Source organism: Cryobacterium sp. Y50 (assembly GCF_002929805.1).
GTDB lineage: Bacteria > Actinomycetota > Actinomycetes > Actinomycetales > Microbacteriaceae > Cryobacterium.
On record NZ_PJJM01000104.1, the window covers coordinates 23605 to 40289 of the forward strand.

General features: G+C 66.2%; 14 protein-coding genes. 4 read left to right on the forward strand and 10 right to left on the reverse strand.

From position 1 onward, the window contains the following. The first annotated feature begins 217 nt into the window (after positions 1-217). Both CXY73_RS18985 and CXY73_RS18990 read left to right on the forward strand, forming a co-directional pair. Positions 218-2566, forward strand: a complete 2349-nt coding sequence (locus CXY73_RS18985) for a glycosyltransferase (RefSeq protein ID WP_104178609.1) — start codon at positions 218-220, stop codon at positions 2564-2566. Continuing rightward, on the forward strand, positions 2563-3888 hold the full coding sequence (locus CXY73_RS18990; RefSeq protein WP_104178610.1) for a nucleotide disphospho-sugar-binding domain-containing protein: 1326 nt from the start codon (positions 2563-2565) through the stop codon (positions 3886-3888). Before CXY73_RS18985 ends, CXY73_RS18990 begins: the two co-directional genes overlap by 4 nt. Positions 3889-3900: 12 nt before the next feature. Here the strand turns inward: CXY73_RS18990 and CXY73_RS18995 are convergent, their stop codons facing one another. The 6 genes from CXY73_RS18995 to clpS all read right to left on the reverse strand — a co-directional run bounded on the left by CXY73_RS18995 (position 3901) and on the right by clpS (position 11177). Next, complete coding sequence (locus CXY73_RS18995) at positions 3901-4569, reverse strand: NTP transferase domain-containing protein (RefSeq protein WP_104178611.1); 669 nt, start codon at positions 4567-4569, stop codon at positions 3901-3903. 129 nt (positions 4570-4698) lie between these two features. Continuing rightward, positions 4699-6111 (reverse strand): amidohydrolase family protein, encoded by a 1413-nt coding sequence (locus tag CXY73_RS19000; RefSeq protein WP_233198474.1) that lies wholly within the window; start codon positions 6109-6111, stop codon positions 4699-4701. A 297-nt stretch (positions 6112-6408) separates the two neighbouring features. Next, positions 6409-9237 carry a molybdopterin-dependent oxidoreductase gene (locus tag CXY73_RS19010; RefSeq protein ID WP_104178612.1) on the reverse strand — a complete coding sequence of 943 codons (2829 nt, stop codon included), beginning with the start codon at positions 9235-9237 and terminating at the stop codon, positions 6409-6411. Beyond that, the gene (locus CXY73_RS19015) at positions 9234-10049 is read right to left on the reverse strand and encodes an FAD binding domain-containing protein (protein WP_104134332.1); all 816 of its coding nucleotides are present in this window, start codon (positions 10047-10049) and stop codon (positions 9234-9236) included. The genes CXY73_RS19010 and CXY73_RS19015 overlap by 4 nt, the downstream gene beginning before the upstream one ends. Positions 10050-10335: 286 nt before the next feature. Further along, complete coding sequence (locus CXY73_RS19020) at positions 10336-10896, reverse strand: DUF2017 family protein (protein WP_104178613.1); 561 nt, start codon at positions 10894-10896, stop codon at positions 10336-10338. Beyond that, positions 10893-11177, reverse strand: coding sequence for an ATP-dependent Clp protease adapter ClpS (gene clpS / locus CXY73_RS19025; RefSeq protein ID WP_104178614.1), 285 nt, complete (start codon positions 11175-11177; stop codon positions 10893-10895). The genes CXY73_RS19020 and clpS overlap by 4 nt, the downstream gene beginning before the upstream one ends. Before the next feature lie 97 nt (positions 11178-11274). Here clpS and CXY73_RS19030 point away from each other — a divergent pair, with 97 nt between their 5' ends. Both CXY73_RS19030 and sufU read left to right on the forward strand, forming a co-directional pair. Beyond that, positions 11275-12636, forward strand: a complete 1362-nt coding sequence (locus tag CXY73_RS19030; RefSeq protein ID WP_104178615.1) for an aminotransferase class V-fold PLP-dependent enzyme — start codon at positions 11275-11277, stop codon at positions 12634-12636. Continuing rightward, positions 12633-13166: a Fe-S cluster assembly sulfur transfer protein SufU gene (gene sufU / locus CXY73_RS19035; protein WP_104178616.1), complete on the forward strand. Its 534-nt coding sequence runs from the start codon at positions 12633-12635 to the stop codon at positions 13164-13166. The genes CXY73_RS19030 and sufU overlap by 4 nt, the downstream gene beginning before the upstream one ends. A 57-nt stretch (positions 13167-13223) precedes the next feature. Here sufU and CXY73_RS19040 read toward each other — a convergent pair whose 3' ends face one another. Genes CXY73_RS19040 through CXY73_RS19055 form a run of 4 tightly spaced genes read right to left on the reverse strand, consistent with a single transcriptional unit; the run spans position 13224 to position 16514 of the window. After that, positions 13224-13667, reverse strand: a complete 444-nt coding sequence (locus CXY73_RS19040) for a flagellar assembly protein FliW (protein ID WP_233198475.1) — start codon at positions 13665-13667, stop codon at positions 13224-13226. After that, the gene (gene flgL, locus CXY73_RS19045) at positions 13664-14572 is read right to left on the reverse strand and encodes a flagellar hook-associated protein FlgL (RefSeq protein WP_104178617.1); all 909 of its coding nucleotides are present in this window, start codon (positions 14570-14572) and stop codon (positions 13664-13666) included. Before flgL ends, CXY73_RS19040 begins: the two co-directional genes overlap by 4 nt. 3 nt (positions 14573-14575) lie before the next feature. Beyond that, positions 14576-16018: a flagellar hook-associated protein FlgK gene (gene flgK / locus CXY73_RS19050; protein WP_104178618.1), complete on the reverse strand. Its 1443-nt coding sequence runs from the start codon at positions 16016-16018 to the stop codon at positions 14576-14578. A gap of 10 nt (positions 16019-16028) precedes the next feature. After that, on the reverse strand, positions 16029-16514 hold the full coding sequence (locus tag CXY73_RS19055) for a flagellar protein FlgN (RefSeq protein ID WP_104138928.1): 486 nt from the start codon (positions 16512-16514) through the stop codon (positions 16029-16031). Between the last annotated feature and the right edge of the window lie 171 nt (positions 16515-16685).

Genomic DNA, 16685 nt, shown 5'->3' on the forward strand with positions numbered 1-16685 from the left:
CGATCAGGGCAGTCTGTCAGCCCTGGTGCCCTCATTCATGCAATGATGGCGCATGGGGAATTCGCTAGCTAGGCTAGCTATACCTGATTCGTTCGCTTTCGTGTGCGGAATCCTCAACGTTTCTCGCACCGGAAGTTTTGAAATTCACCAATATTCACTCGTGGCAACCCCGAATCGCCACGATTGATTCGAGGAGTTTCACGAGAAGGAGCAGCCAATGGCTACGCACACCGCACTCGACGACCAACGATCCGCGGCAACGCTGCTCGAGGGAATTCGACGCGCCGACGACCTCACCGTGGCAGCCAGCCGCGATGGGGGCGCTCGGGCTGTGCGGCTGCTGGCCCAGGCCGCGACCGATTTGAGCGACCAGCTCACCGCTATCGCCGCCGTGCACGCCCTCGCCCAGGTCTTCGATGACTCCGCCGATGAGGTACTGGTGGCCCTCCTGTACCACGACTGCGCTTTTCTGCGCGAGCATGCCGCCTGGGCCTTCGGTACCCGGTTGCCGCGCTACGACGCGATCGCTGGCTTGGTAACCCTGGTTCGGCTGGGTGGCTTCTCCGGCATGCTCGCCCAGCGCACCCTGGAACAGTGGGGCTCTTCGGCTGCGGACCAGGTGGCCCTGCTGCTGGAGGGTTCGCTGCTCGGCATCTCCGAAACGGATGCCCGTGCCCGCCTTATCGAGACCATCGGCCTGATTCCTGGCCGCGTTCCCGAACGCCTGCTGCGTCGGGTGGCCACCGACAGCGCTGAGAGCCTAGGTGCTCGTGCAGCCGCCATTGCCGGCCTCGGCGACCGGTCGCCGAGCGAAGCCGTGCTCGCGTTGCTCAGCGCTCTCTCGGAAGACAATGCAGTTGCCGGTGATGGGATCGAACTCGCAGCCGTATCCCGGCTGGCACTGTTCGATCTCACGGCGACGGCCGCGCCGCGGCCAAAATGGAACCGGGGCGCCACGATCGCCCAGCTGTTCCTGCACGCCGACATCGATGGTGAACTCTCCCAGGTGGGTGTCGGCGACAACGGCGGCATCGCGACCCTTCTGGTACGGCTCGGTGACGCCCTCGTTGCCGGGCCAGCCGGCCTGCCGGGCGGTAGAACCCAAAGCGCCGCGGCGGCCGCTCTCCGTGCGCCGTTCGTCGGCAGCCGTTTTTCCGCTGGCCGTGCGACAGAAAAAGACTCGGTAGAACGGGTCATCACCATGTCGCGCGGCACTTACGAGTCGGCGCTGGGCGGCCTGGCCGATGTCGGGAGCACCCGGCATGGACACTCCTTCGCGACGATTCCGTTCGTCGGCGGCGCGGTCCCGTCGATCGACGCGTGGCCTCGGCGGGTTGCCGCGCAGCGCGGCATTCGGCGTATCCTCCGCTCGGCTGGTGTGGTCGATGCGATTCACCTGCGCATGGCCGACGTCGGCAGCCTTGCCGCGGCCACAGTAGCGCGGGACCTGGACATTCCGGTCGTCTTCACCGTCGCGCCAGACCCGCACGGCGTGATCGAGTCTCTCGAAGCGAGTGGCGCGCTCACCCGGGCCAACTTTGGCACCGTCGATGCCGTCGAGCACTACTGGTTTCGCGCCCGCCTCGTGCAGCGGCTTGCCGCAGATGCCGCGCACACCGTGCTGTTTCCGCGACCGCGACTGCAGCAAGATATGGAACGTCTGACTGGCATCGACATTGACGCGCATCCGGAACGGCACTCGGTCATTCCCGAGGGAATCGACCTCGCGGTGATCGACCGCTCTCGCGCGGATGCGCTCGGGTCTCTCGGACTGACCGGCGAAAGTCTGCTGGTTTCTGCCGATGCCCGTAGCCGAGCAGCGGCGGAGCCCGCAGCAGTGGAGCCCGCAGCAGTGGCCTTTACCCAGCTCGACAACCTGCTCGGAACGCTGCCGACCGCTCGGCGAGGCCTGCCATTGCTGATCAGCGTCGGTCGGCTGCACCGCGTGAAGGGTATGGCCAGCCTGGTCGAGGCATGGAACGGTGATACTCAACTGCGAGCTCGCTGCAATCTGTTGATTGTGGGAGGCGACCTGGAGCATCCGTCGTTTGATGAAGACATCGAGTTGCAGCGCATGACCAACATCCTGCCCGGCGGCGTCCTGGCCGATTCCGCTGACCGAGGCCTGCTGCTGGCCGGTCATCGCCCCAATGACACCGTCGCTCGCTGGCTGGCCGCCGTGCGCTACGGCCGGCCGGGCCTGTCGGCACCGTTTGGGGTGTACGTCTGCGCGAGTATGAAAGAGGAGTTTGGAATCGCGCTACTCGAGGCGATGGCCACCGGACTCACGGTGGTCGCGCCGAATGGCGGCGGACCGGCCACGTACGTCGAGCACGGAGTGACGGGCATTCTCGTCGCTACCGGTGACGGTGCCGCCCTCGCTCGCTCGATTGCTGAGGCCGTGGACCTCGCTGGCGGAACGCAGGGTAGCGCCAATGCGATACGGGCCCGCAGCATGGTCGCGAACAAGTTCACGATCGAAGCGATGGCGTCGGCGCTCGGCGAGATTTACCGCGGCGTTGCCGTGGCGACCGAGCCGGCGGCCTGGGAACTGAGCGTTTCGTGACCCTGCTGATCATCAGCCCGGATTATGCCTCGCACCTGTACCCACTCGCGACGCTCGGCACCGCCTGGGCGCAAGCCGGCGAACGCGTCGTGGTCGCGAGCGGGCCGGCCACGGCCGACATCGTGACCGAGTTCGGGTTTGAACGTGAGCATCTTCAACTGGGCCGCGGTTCCAACCCCGGCACGATCCGCGTCGAACAGCAGCCCGCCGGTGAAGACGACGCCCTGCGGGGGTTCTTCGACGCGACCCGCCGTGGAATGGTCGACACTCTGCGATTTCAGGCCGCGGCTCGCAGTAGCGACCTGCTGTACAACCCGGTCGAGATTGCCCGCAGGGTGCAGCGCATCGTCGCGCGGGTGCAGCCAGATCAGGTCATCGTCGACCACCTGGCCTTCAGCGCCAGGCTGGGTTTGCTCAGTGCCGGCGTCGCGCACGCAGACATCGTGCTGGGGCATCCGTCTGCACTGCCCGTGGGCGCGGAGGTCTACGGTTACCCGCCGGCCTGGCCCGCGGTGTTCTCGCCTGCCGCCTCAGAACTGGCCCTGCTCCAATTGCAGTGCGCGGCCGTGCGCGACACGTTCACAGCCCAGTGGAACGACGCCCTGCGTAAGCTCGACCCTCACGCCGAGCCGAGCCTGGACGCCTTCCAGGAATCGGGAGACGTGCTGTTGCTCAACTACCCGGCCGAATTACACGCGCCGGCGAGAACGAGCCAGCTGCCGCCCCACGTGTTTCTCGGCTCCGCCGTGCGATCCGAGTCCGTCGATCCCGAGGTCGAGGCCTGGCTGGCGGCGGATTCGCTGCCCGTGGTCTACGTCAGTTTCGGAAGTTTTCTCTCGGTGCGTGCTGACGTGCTCGCCCGCGTCGTCGCCGCCCTCGCCGGCCTTCCAGTGCGGGTCGCCATCGCCGCCGGGACGACCGACCCGACCGAGTTGGGGGCCTTGCCCGCCGCCTGGCTGGTGCGCGCGTTCCTGCCGCAGGTGCGCCTGCTGCAACAGTCCGTGCTTGCCGTCACCCACGGCGGCAACAATTCGGTCACCGAGGCGATGACAGCCGGAGTTCCGCTCGTCGTACTGCCGTTCTCGACCGACCAGTTCGCCGGCGCGGCCGCTCTCGATGCAGCGGGCTTTGGCACCTCCTTGCCGCCCAATACTGCCACGGTTCTGGATCTGCGGGCTGCCTGCGAGCGAATGCTGCGCCTTAGCGCTGACTCGAGCGCCGCCCCGCGCGCCCGCCTCGATACGCTCGCGCTGTCGTTGACCCGGCAATCCGGAGCCGAGCGGGCCTACGCGGCGCTCACTCGGGTGCCCGCCCGGGGCTAGGAGAGAAACCAGTCAGCTCGGCCGGTCGACGTCGACACCCGTTCCGAGGTCACCGCACTCGATATGCTCGACCGGGTGCGCGCGCAGGTACGGGCGGGCACCGGTGTCGCCAGCGAGGGTATCGATAAGCGGCGTCCAGTGCTGTCGGCCGATCACAACGGGATGCCCCGGTTGGCGCGCAAAGCGCGCCTGGCGCAGAGTGTTGGCCGAGAGAACGGTCGCGCCCGGCACCGCCGTGGTGCCGAAATTCGTGCTGATCATTCGCGCAACCGTAGCAGCGTTCAGATCGGGCACGTCCACCGGAATGACCGCGATGGCCGTGAGATCGGGCTGTTCGATGGCGCAGCGCAGACCGGCGCGCAGCGACGCGGAGAGCCCCTCAGCCCAGTCGGTGGCCTGCACGATACGAACGGATGCCGGCGGCCGGTCTTTGCCCCGAACTGGCGCACTGGTCGGGTCGTCATCACCAGCGTCAAGCAGAGCCGCCGCCTCGGCCCAGCGGGCGCCGAGCACGACGATAACGGGAGAGCATCCGGCTTCGGCTAGTACGTCGACAGCGCGTTGCAGCCAGGAACGCCCGGCGCCATCGTGCACGAGCGCCTTGGGCATGCCATAGCGCGAACCGGCACCGGCGGCGAGCACCAGCCCAGCCACGCGGCTGGGCGACGGCGAAAGGTACATGCCTGCCATCGTAGGGTTTTGCGGCGACCTGTGCTGCAGTCAGCCGCACCACGGGTGAGCAGACCTGGCGAGCCCACGGCAGCAGGCCGGCGCACCCTGGGGCTGTCGGCCTGCGAAACCAAGCCCGGTCTAGTCCACGTTCACGCGGCGGCCACGAACGTAGACCCCGGTGATCGCGGGCTCGCGCAGGGCGAGCAGCAGCGCAAATAGGGTCTGCTCGGCGGCCAGCACTGCGTCGTCGGCGCGCACGGCGTTCGCCAGCACGAGTGCGAGCGGTTCCCAGCGGTCCGGGTCGATTAGCAGAACGTCCGCATCCTTGCCGAGGTCGAAATTGCCGAACCGGGCCTCCATATCGAGCGCGCGGGCCCCGGCGAGGGTTCCGGTGAACAGCAGCGCGGCCGGATCGAGTGCCAGGCCGGCATCTCCCGGTTCGGACAGGTGCGCCTTGTAGCAGTCGTTGAGCACCCGCGTGACGAGCCATTCGTCGCCGCCGCCGACATCCGTTCCAATCGCGACGTTCACCCCGAAACCGGTCGTGCGCCGCCACGGCATGGTGCCCGACCCGAGGAACGCCTGCGAGGTCGGGCAGTGCGCGATCGACGTGCCGGTGTCGGCGAGGCGGGCGAGCTCCGAATCTTGGCAGTGCACGGCGTGGGCGAGGATGCTGCGGGGGCCGAGCAGCGACGAGCCACCGTGGGCCGAGCCTGGCAGGAAGCATCCGTCGTAGGTGTCGAGATAGGTCGTCGTGCCGAACACTGAGCGCACGACGTCGATTTCCCCGGAGCCTGGCCGGTCGTTCTCGTTGAGGTGGCTATGAAAGTACACGCCGCGGCCCCGCACCGAGTCGTAAAGCTCGCCGAGCCCAGCGAGGGTTGTCGGCGTCACCGATAGGCTGAATCGGGGCACGATCGCGACCTGCAGCAGCGCGGTCTGCGCGTCGCCGGTGTCGACGGCGTGCCAGTGGTCGATCTCGGCCGCCGTGAGTTCAAGAGCTGCCTGCTCACTCGTGACCAGCGCTCGGGCGGAGTCGGTGCCGACGGTCTGAATGCCGCGCCCGCTCACCAGTCGCAGGCCGGCCGCCTGGGTTTCTTCGAACAGGGCGTTTTGCGCGGGCGCAAACGCCGAGCCGAACACGAGAGCGCTGGTCGTGCCGACGGATGCCCGACGCCGGGTGAAATCGCGCGCCACCTGTCGCGCAAACCCCGGGTCTTCCAGCCGAGCCTCGGCTGGGAACACGCACTCGTCGAGCCATTCGAGTAGTTGGCCGCCGCCGTAGGCATCCGTTGTGTAGGTCTGCGGAAAATGGATGTGGGTGTCGACGAAACCCGGCAAGATGAACCCGGTTTGGGTCACCGGCAGTGCGGCAAACGTGGCCGGCAGCTCGTTGAAGGGGCCGACCCAGGCGATCGTGCCATCGGCGGCCGTGACGAGGGCTCCGTCGGGCACCGAGACGAGGTGCGATCGGGCCTGCGCAACTGTGGGAGCGCCGGTTATGTGAAAAATGTGGCCGCGAAAGACCTCGGGCGAAATGGTTCTGTGCACAACAGCGGAGATTACCGTCTCCCCGCTGTGAACTCGGCGTTGTGGCGCCGTTCGGCCGGGAATCTGCCCAGTTCGGTACCGGAGCGCACCTAAACCAGCCCGGTGTAGGAGTCCCAGGCCGGTCGGCCGTGTGGTAAACTTCACCGTTGTTCTGTACGTTGAACGGCGACAGATCGTGCAGAAATCGGTGTTTGTTCGGTGCCGACAGCCGAATCTCGGTGATGAACGAAGACGCTTCGGGCAGCGCCTCGCCCTGCGATACAGCGTCACCCTGCGAGAACCGGGCGGCGCATCCGCTCAGCCGTGCAGCAGACGCCAGATGCGGTCGCGGGACATGGGCAGCTCCGTCGGACGGATGCCGATCGCATCGCGCACGGCGTTGGCTAGCGCCGGCGCGACCGGGTTGTAGGTTGACTCGCTCATGGACTTGGCGCCGTAGGGCCCGAGCACGTCGTGACTCTGCGCAAAGTAGACCTCGGTGACCGGTAGATCCGCGAGCTGGGGAACGTGGTAGTTGCGCAGTACCCGCGTGGTCACCGCTCCGGCGTCGTCGAGTACGACCTCCTCGAACAGGGCGGTGCCGAGCGCCTGCGCGACTCCACCCTCGATCTGCCCGCGACACTGCTCGGGGTTCATCACGAAGCCGGCATCGGCGGCCTGGATCGACTGCAGAATGCGCACCTCGCCGGTGTCGGTGTTCACGGCCACGCGAAACGCGTGCACGTTGAAGGCGAGGGAGCGCAGCGCCCCGTCTTCGCGCCGCACAGCGGTGAGATCGACATCGTTGGCACCGGCCCAGCTGGCTAGTTCACTCAGGGTGACGAACGCGGCGCTCGCGCGCACCCCCTCCCGCTCGAGCTGCCAGGTCAGATCGGCAGCCCCGCTGTACACCGCCGCTGCACCGACCAGGGACTCGGCCAGCGCGGTCGCCGCGGCGAGTACGGCCTTGCCGGCCACGACGACCCCGGCCGAACCGAACGCTCCGGAATCGTAACCGGCAGCAGCCGTGTCGGAGTGCACCAGATCGATGCGGTCGACAGAAGTGTGCAGCGCCGTTGCGGCGATCTGCGCGTGCACGGTCGTGGTGCCGTTGCCGAATTCGGTCGTGCCGACCCGCACCAGGTAGCGTCCGTTCGCGAGAAGCTGAACGGATGCCTGGGAGCGGTGGCCGCGCGGCGGAGTGGTCGCGATCATCGACGATGCCATGCCGGAGCCGACTTTCCACTGGGCGCCGGAGGGTGCGACGGCCCGATTGCCGCGCTTGAGCGCCGCTTCGGCGAGGTCGAGGCACTGATCGAGGCCGTAGCTTCCGAAGATTAGGTCTGGCCCTTCCTCGTGCGTGGCGACGAGCGGGTCGCCAGGCTGCACCGAGTTCAGCCGGCGCAGTTCGAACGGGTCCACGGCCAGTTCCCGGGCCAGTTCGTCGAGCGCGCTTTCGATTGCGAAGATGATCTGGCCGAGGCCGTAGCCGCGGAAGGCGCCCGACGGCGGGTTATTCGTATAGACGCTCTGGGCATCCACTCTCTTGTTGGGCACGTTGTAGAGCGCGACGGACTCGCTCGTGCCGTGGAACATCACGCCGGGGCCGTGGTTGCCGTAGGCGCCGGTGTCGGCGAGTACGCCCAGTTTCAGCGCGGTTAGGCGGCCATCGGCGGTGGCGCCGACGGTCACGTCGATAGTCATCGGGTGCCGGGTCGGGGCGATCGTGAGTTCGTCGGTGCGGGTGTATTCGTACTGTACCGGCTGGCCGGTAGTGAGCACGGCGAGGGTGACGAGGTCTTCGGTGAGCAGCTCTTGCTTGCCGCCGAAACCGCCGCCGACCCGGGCCGTGAACACGCGCACTCCGGCCGGGTCGAGGTCGAACAGTCGGCAGATCTCCTTCTGCACCAGGAACGGAACCTGCGAGCTCGTACGCAGCACCAGCCGGTCGCCGTCGATCCAGCCGATCGTGCCGTGGGTTTCGAGGTGGGTGTGCGAAATGCGCTGGGTCTGCCAGCTGCCGGAGATGACGGTGGTCGCCTCGGCGAGTCCGGCTGTCACATTGCCGAATTCGCCGTGCAGTTCGGCGACGAGGTTGCGTCCGGGGTTCGCCAGGCGGGACACGACCGGGTCTTTGTCGCCGTGCACTTGTGGTGCACCCGGCATACCAGCCAGCCGAGGGTCGAACACGGCGCCCCGCAACTCATACTCGACGTCGATCAGCCGGCAGGCCGCCTCGGCGATCGCGACCGAGTCGGCGACAACGGCCGCGACCCGCTGCCCGCGAAAGCGCAGCGTCTGGTCGAAGATGAGGGTGTCGTCGGGGTCGTCGAAACGGCTCTCGTGCCGCGCGGTCGAAAATAGGGTCGTCGGCGAGTCGGCGTGGGTCAGCACCCGGTGCACCCCCGGCAGCGCGGCCGCCTTTGACGCATCAAGAGAGCGGATGCGCGCGTGCGCGTGTGGACTCCCCAACACCGCCAGGTGCAGCAGCCCGGCAACGGAAACGTCAAGGGTGTACGGCTCGAGCCCGCTGACCACGCGCTCACCGGCGGGGGCGCCGGGGGAGGTGCCGACGAGCCCGGCGGCCCGACCGGTCGCGCGTACCGGCCCAAGACTTGATGCTTCGGCGTGCTCACGTGGCTGCCCCGCGTGGCAGACGCCTTCCGGCGGGGTGTGCTGGCCACCAATCGCCTCGTTGATCGAGCGATAACCGGTGCAGCGGCAGAGGTTTCCCTTAAGCAGACGGGGTAGGTCGTCGAGGTGGGCGTCGGCATCCGCTTCAAGGGCGGCGGCCGTGACGACCATGCCGGGCGTGCAGAAGCCGCATTGGAAGCCGGCGGAGTCGACGAAGCGTTGCTGAACGGGCGCGAGGTTGCCGGGCTGGCCGAGGCCGGCCGCGGTCGTGATCTGCTTTCCGGCGGCACGGTAAGCCGGAAAAATGCAGGAGTGCACGGGCGTGCCGTCGACCTGAACCGTGCAGGCGCCGCAGTCGCCGGTGTCGCAGCCCTTCTTCACCTCGAAGTGTTCGTGATCGCGCAGCACGGTGCGCAGGCACTGGCCGGGTCTGGGCGTCGCCTCAACCCGGGTGCCGTTGACCTCGAAAATGACGGTGTCGACGGCCTCGATTCTTGCCTGTTCCAACGTCATGAGCACCTTCCAGCGAGTTCCGCGCGAATCTCTTCTCCCAGCAGCAGACCCATCGCGCGTCGCCAGTCGGCGGCGCCGTGGGCGTCGGTGAACCAGCAGTCGATCGCACCTATATCGTCGGCCAGAACGTCGGCGGTGGGCACTTGCGCATACCGCAACTGCACCGGATGCAGGGTCGCTGCCGTGACCGTGAGCACGAACAAGCCGTCGGCGTGCAGCCGCCCGGCGAGTACCGCGCCCGAGCGCCCGAGCGGTGACAGAGCAATCTTGCGATACGCCGTCGTGGCCTGCAGCGCGGCCAGCGGCACGTGAATGGAGCGCAGCACATCTTGCGGCCCGAGCACGTTGGTCATATTTCCGGTCACGAAGGACCGGGCTGAAACGATCTCATCGGTGCCGTCACCCCGCCAGATGAGCAGCTCGGCGTCGAGCGCGACGGCCAGGGTGATCATGGGCCCGGCCGGAAGCGCGGTAGCCAGATTGCCGCCGATCGTGGCAACATTCCAAACCTTAAACGAGCCGAACAGGGCCGTGCAGCACTGATAGAAAAGCGGATGCGCCGCCCAGCCCTTCTGCATCGGCAGCCGAGACAGCTCGGTGAAGGTGCAGGTCGCGGCAATCTCGAGGTAATCATTCGTGATCGTCAGCGCCGGCCATCCGAAGGTTTGCAGGTCGACCAGGCCGGTGAGGTGGGCGCGCGGGTCGGCGAACAGCTCGGATCCGCCGGCCAGCGGCACGACGGTCGGTCCGAGGGCGTCAAGATCGCTGCGCTGCAGAGCAGGGATGATTCGGGTTACAGTACTCAAGTCCATGGGGCTCCGTCGAGTGCCGGGAGGGGCCAAGCAGTGTCAGGCTGAGCGTGGCCGGGTCGAGCCGTGCGAGCGACCATGGGCGCACGGTAATGGGGGATGCACAGTAGCAAAGATGGACAGAAGTAAAGATGCACAGTAGTAAAGATGTACAGAAGAGGCTACCTCACGAACCATGCAGCAGAATAACGCGACGATGTCAGGCAGATTTCGGGCCGATCGAAGCACCGATCGAAGCACCGGTCGAAGTGCCGATGAAACATGCATCGAAGCGCCGAAATCTCGGCGGTCAGACGTCGATCGAGTAGACCAGTTCTTCCTGCAACATGCCCAGCCAGTCGTACAGTTCGCGCAGGAACGGAGTGTCTTCGGTGGCGAGGTGCACCACGCCATCGGGGGAGATCTGCAGTCGGTCGGCCAGCGTCAGCCGCAGGTCGGTGAGGCTGCGCAGCCAGGCTTGCACGGCGTCCGGGGCGAGCCTGATCGTGATCGGCTGGCGATGCTCGGTGTCGGTAGCAGCGGTATCCGTTTCGGCAGCGGCATCTTCTTCGCCAGCACTGAGGCCGAGGGTGTTGATCACGATTTGTGCGTTGAGCGCCTTGCGCTCGAGCAGGTTGACCGAGGTATACCGGCGAAACTCGGCCGCCGCTTCGTCATCGTCGCGGTAGGCGTCAGGCAGCAGCCGGGCGAAGATTCCGTCACTTTCGGCGAGCTCGGGGTCGGCGCTGCCGGAGTCGAGCATTTCCAGAAGCTGTTTGGTGGCCAGGCGCAGCAGGTCGGCCTCGATCGGTTCGAACCGGCCAAGCAGGGCGCCGTCCTCCTGCGCGGTGAACCGACGCACGGCGTTCATTCCTCGGCCTTGGCAAGCGTGGCCCAGAGGCCGTAGCCGTGCATGGCTTCGACGTGGCGTTCCATCGATTCGCGGTTGCCGGTCGCCACGACGGCCCGCCCGTTGTTGTGTACCTGCAGCATGAGCCGCTCGGCTTCTTCGGGCGTGACGCCGAAGTAGCTGCGAAAAACGTAGGCGACATAGGACATGAGGTTGATCGGGTCGTCCCAGACCAGGGTCACCCAGGGGCGGTCGAGTGCGACCGACTCGCGCAGCTCGGTTTGTTCGGCAGTCTTGGTCACCCGCTAAGCCTCACACGCTCCCAACGCGTTTTCCACCGTTTGGTCATACTCGCACTGCGCGGCGCCCGCGTTCGGGTCGAGGGAATATCCTTGGTGTATGACGTTTATCGCTCCATCGTCCGCAAGCTCCACTGCACAGCACCGCGAAACTGCACAGCACCGCGAAACTGCCCCGCTGACCAACACCGCAGTGGAGCGCATTCGCAACGATTTTCCGGTGCTGCATCAAAGCGTGAACGGGCATCCGCTCACCTATCTGGATTCCGGCGCGACCTCGCAGAACCCGATCAGCGTGATGGAAGCGGAGCAGGAGTACTACGAGCAGCGCAACGCTGCCGTGCACCGTGGAGCCCACACGCTGGCCGTCGACGCGACCGAGGTGTTCGAAGCGGCCCGCGAGACGGTCGCCGCGTTCGTCGGCGCCCGGGGCGACGAGATCGTCTGGACCTCCAACGCCACCGAGGGCATCAACCTGCTGGCCTACAGCTTCTCCAACGCCTCGCTCGGCCTCGGCGGCCGGGCGGCCCGGCGATTCAGCCTTGGCGCTGGCGACGAGATCGTGGTCACCGAGATGGAACACCACGCCAACCTCATTCCCTGGCAGCAACTCGCGCTGCGCACCGGCGCCACGCTGCGCTTCATTCCCGTTCTCGATGACGGCACTCTCGACCTGCTTTCCGCAGCGGATGTTGTCGGCCCCCACACCAGACTGCTCGCCTTCACGCATGGCTCGAACGTCACCGGAACCCTGAACCCGGTGGCCGAACTCGTCGCCCTGGCCCGTAAGGTCGGCGCGCTTGTCGTGCTCGACGCCTGCCAGACCGTGCCGCACCTGCCGGTCGACGTCAAGGCGCTCGACGTGGACTTCGCGGTCTTCTCGGGTCATAAGATGCTCGGTCCGACCGGTATCGGCGCGCTCTATGGCAAGGCCGACCTGCTCGCCGACATGCCGCCGTTTTTGACCGGGGGGTCGATGATCACGACCGTGAACATGCAGACGGCCGAATTTCAGGCGCCGCCGCAGCGCTTCGAAGCCGGCACCCAGCGCATCTCCCAGGCGATCGCCCTAGCGGCGGCCGTCGACTACCTGCGCGAAACCGGCATGGATCGGGTCGCCGCCTGGGAGGCCCAGCTCGGCCAGCGCCTGGTCGCCGGCCTCGCGGAGATTGACGGCGTACGCCTGCTCGGCCCCGGACTCGGCGTGGAGCGCCTGGGACTTACCGCCGTCGATGTCGCCGGTGTGCACGCCCACGATGTCGGCCAGTTTCTCGACGACGCCGGCATCGCCGTTCGCGTCGGCCACCACTGCGCCCAACCCCTGCACCGCCGACTGGGCGTGACCGCCTCGACCCGGGCCAGCACGTACCTGTACAACACGACCGACGAGGTCGACCTGTTTCTGGCCACCCTCGCCGAGGTCGCGCCGTTCTTCGGCGTGAACGGGGCAGTCAAGCGATGAGCGACCTGCAGACTCTCTACCAGACCATCATTCTGGAGCACTCCAAAGCCAGGCACGGAGCCGTCAACCTCGCGCCGCTAGCCGACGCCGTATCCCACGGCGCCGCGAGCGGCCTGCGCGTGGCCGAATCGCACCAGATCAACACGACCTGCGGCGACGAGGTGACGCTGCGCGTCTCGCTCGGCGCTGGTGCTTCTACCAAGACGGATGCCGTTGACTCGGCCGCTGGCGCTTCAACGGATACCTCGGTGTTCGATCTGGTCTGGGCCGGGGAGGGCTGCTCGATCTCGCAGGCATCCACTTCGATTCTGACGGATACGCTGCGCGGCCTCAGTGTGACCGAGGCCCGCGCTCTGCTCGACAACTTTCGTGAGATGCTGCGCTCGCGCGGCAAGATCGAGCCCGACGAAGAGATTCTCGGCGACGCCGCGGCGTTCGGGGGAGTCTCGCGCTATCCGGCCAGGGTCAAGTGCGCCATGCTGCCGTGGGTAGCCTTCGAGGTTGCGCTGATCGAGGCTGAGTCGCGCTAGTTGACAGCGCCACCCAGAAGATGGCCTCTCACGCAGAAAGCTCGGCGTGCGGAGCAATTAGGCGGCGAGGGCCCCGAGCTCGGCGCGCAGGGGCCAGTCCTGGCTGTCGAGAATGACCTGGGCGCAGATGCCGGTCAGCGCGTTGACCACGATCGGAGCCATGAGGTTCACCGTCGTCGTCTCTTCACCGGGGTTGACCACGACGAGTACGATCGCATCGGCCGGGGCCACGATCGCGAGGGCGTCGGACTGCTCGCTCGAGATCACGGGGGAGTAGTCGGGCAGGTATACCCCGGCGTCGAGCACGAACATGCGCGTCTCGGGCTCGGCTTCTGCCTGCAGTGAGTACAGCCCGGTAGCGCCCTCGATCTCGCTCAGTCGAAAGTCCGTGTGCGGATCGAGCCCGGGCGGCGGAGTGACGAAGCTCAGCAGCGGGCTGACCAACGCAACGCTCGGCGACTCTGTACTTGGCGACACGGGGGGCATCGGAGAAGTGCTCATCGGAGAAAGTCCATCAGTGTGGGCTGCAGCACCTTGGCGGTGACAGCGAGGGCGGATTGGTAGGAAACCTGTTGCAATTGCAGTTCGAGCACAATCTGGGTGAGGTCGACGTCTTCGAGTCCGACGCGTTGGGTCTCAAGCGCTCCGGTCTTGCTCAGCAGATTCTCCTGCGCGCGTTCAATCTGCACCTGGCGGGCACCGATGGTGGCCCACTCGCTGGTCATCTTGTCCATTCGGGTGTCAATGTTCCCGAGGTGGCTGCTGATTGAATCCGTGGAGTTGCCGCGCAGGCTCGCGATGACATCGTCGAGCAGATCGAAAACGGATGCCCCAGCGCTGCCACCGAAAATCGCCGCACCATCGCCATCCACTCGAACTGTCGTGTCAGCACTGATGCGCCGTTCGACGGGGCTATTGGAAATGCCGCTGCTGCTGTCAATCCCGGTATAGGAATAGTCGGCCTCGAATGCCACGCCGGCATTCGAATTGCCCGCGAACACGCTACGTCCCACATAGGTGGTGTTGGCCTGGGTGAGCAGCGAGGCCTTGAGTCCTTCGAGCTCGACCGCGATGGCTTCCTTGGCGGTGGCGCTGACGGCGCCGTTGGCACCCTGCACAGTGAGGTTGCGCACTCGCATCATGATGTCGCTCGTCGCCGACATGGCGGAGTCGATGGTCGTGAGCCAGTTGTCGCCGTCGTTGGCGTTACGGCTGTACTGGCCGGTTGCGGCCTGCTCGGCGCGCACCGCCATAGCGGATGCCGCAGCCGTCGGGTCGTCGGACGACCGGTTGATGCCCTTGAGCGTGCTGGCTTGTTCCTGCAGCTTGGACAGCTGCGCCATGTTTTCTTGCAGGTTGCGCTGGGCCGCGCGCATCTGGGTCTGGCCGGTGACACGGGTGATCATGACTTACCTTCCTACCAGTCCGGTGCGGTTGATCAGGGTATCGAGCATTTCGTCTACGGCCGTCAACACCCGGGCGGCGCCCTGGTACGCGGTCTGGAACATGAGCAGGTTCACGTTCTCTTCGTCGAGGTCGACCGAGGAATTGGCGAGCTGCTGGCTCGAGGCGTAGGTGGCCGTCGTGCTAGCCAGGTTCGCCTGCTGCAGCTCGGACTGGGTGGCGACGGCAATGGTCGAGACGAAGTCTGACCACTTGGTATTGGGGGAGTCGACAGCGGCGCCAAACTCGTCGACGGCCTGGCCAGCGCCGAGCTGGGCGATGGCATCCGCTACGGAACCGTCGTAGGCGCCACCTCCAGCGAGGTCGCCGGCGATAATATCTGAAGCCTTCACCGGAACAACGCTGAGGCCGAGTGCAGGCTGTGTGCCCGGGGCGAATGTAAAGAACGGGTCCGATAGATCGCCCGAAGCGTTCGTGCCGGTCTCATAAATCGTATTCACATTTTCGGCGAGGTCCTTCGCGAACTCGTTGTAACCATCCGCTGCCCGCTTGAGGTCGCCTGTCGGAGCCAACAGTGTCAACGCCCCGGCAATCTCGCCGCCGTCGACGACCACGTCAGATGTGCGCGAATCATCCGCCCACGCCAAGGTGACCTTGGTGCCAGCCATCGCGTCGTCAAGCGTCGTTCCGCCCACCAATTTTAGCGCACTAGCCGTGCCGCCACTGACGAGCGCGTTGCCGCCGATCAGTACGTTGACCGTTCCGTCACTCTGCGCCACAACGGATGCCCCGGTGAGCGCCGAAATCGTCGTCGTTAGCAGTTCGCGCTGGTCGAGCAGTTCGTTGGCGCTGCCACCGGTGGCGAGGGTCGTGCGAATCTGCACGTTGAGGGCGGCCACCTGGCTCGCCGCGGTGTTGAGCTCGGTGACCATGCTTCCGAGGTCGCCACGCACCGAGGAATACTCGTTGCTGACGGCCTGGTAGCCCTGCGCGATCATGGTGGTGAGTTCTCCGGCGGTAGAGAGGAGCAATGCTGCGGGAGTGGCCGAGTCCGATCCGTTGGAGAGTTCCTGCCAGCCGGCCCAAAACTCGTCGAGCTTGGCCGAGATGCCGTTCTCGCCGGGCTCGTTGAGCGAGGTCTCAATGCTGCTCAGGGAGTTGGCGCGCACGGCGGTGTAGCCGGCGGCCGCTGCGGAGTTGCGCACGTGGGCATCCAGCTGGGCATTGCCGAGGCGGGCGATGCCGTCGACGGAGACACCCTCGCCCACGCGCAGGCCGCTCGTGAGTTGGCCGGTTTCGGCCAGGCTGCCCACGGCCGACGTGGTCACCCGTTGACGGGTATAACCGACCGTGTTGGCGTTGGAGATGTTCTGTCCGACAACGTCAAGACCTTTTCTGGCCGCGACGAGTCCCGAGTAGGCCGTGTTCAGGCCGCTGAAAGTACTCATCGCAACGTCCTCACAGGTTTCGGTCGAAGATGCGGGCGTTCGTCACCGGGGCGCCGGTCGCTCCGCTCGCGTCGTAAGTTTTGGCGCCGATGTTCGCGCTGGCCATGGTCTCCTGGGTAGACCGGGCGGCGTTGCGGATGAAGCGTTCGTTGGAGTCGCGCAGTTCTTTGATCTGTGTAGTGAGATCGCCCATGGCCTTGAGGTGGGCGGCGAAGATTTCACCCCACGGACCGGTCGGGGCGTTGGCGACGAGCTCGCGCAGGGTTGAATCGTCCTGCGTTCCCCACAGGGTAGCCAGGGCGGCCACTTCGACCGAGCGGCCGAGGCCAGCTTCGCGCACCAGGTTCAAGACCTGTTCGACCTCGCGGGTGGCGTGCTGGAGCCAGCGTGACTTGCCGCCCTGCAGCAGTAGTTGCTCCTCTTCGAGCTTGAACACCAGCAGTTCCAGGAGTTCTCGTTCGCGCCAGAGCAACGCTGAGAGTTCATTGGCGCCCATGAGTCCTCCAACCACCTTTATCGGCCTAGTTCGGCAGCTACCCATGTAGATGCATCGATTCCGTCAATCCCACTCTCGGTCGGTCACCCAAAAGCGTTAGAAAAAGACTTCGCAATTCACGAAAACTCCAACACTTTGCCGCCGCGATGTTGCCTGAATGCCAGACAACAA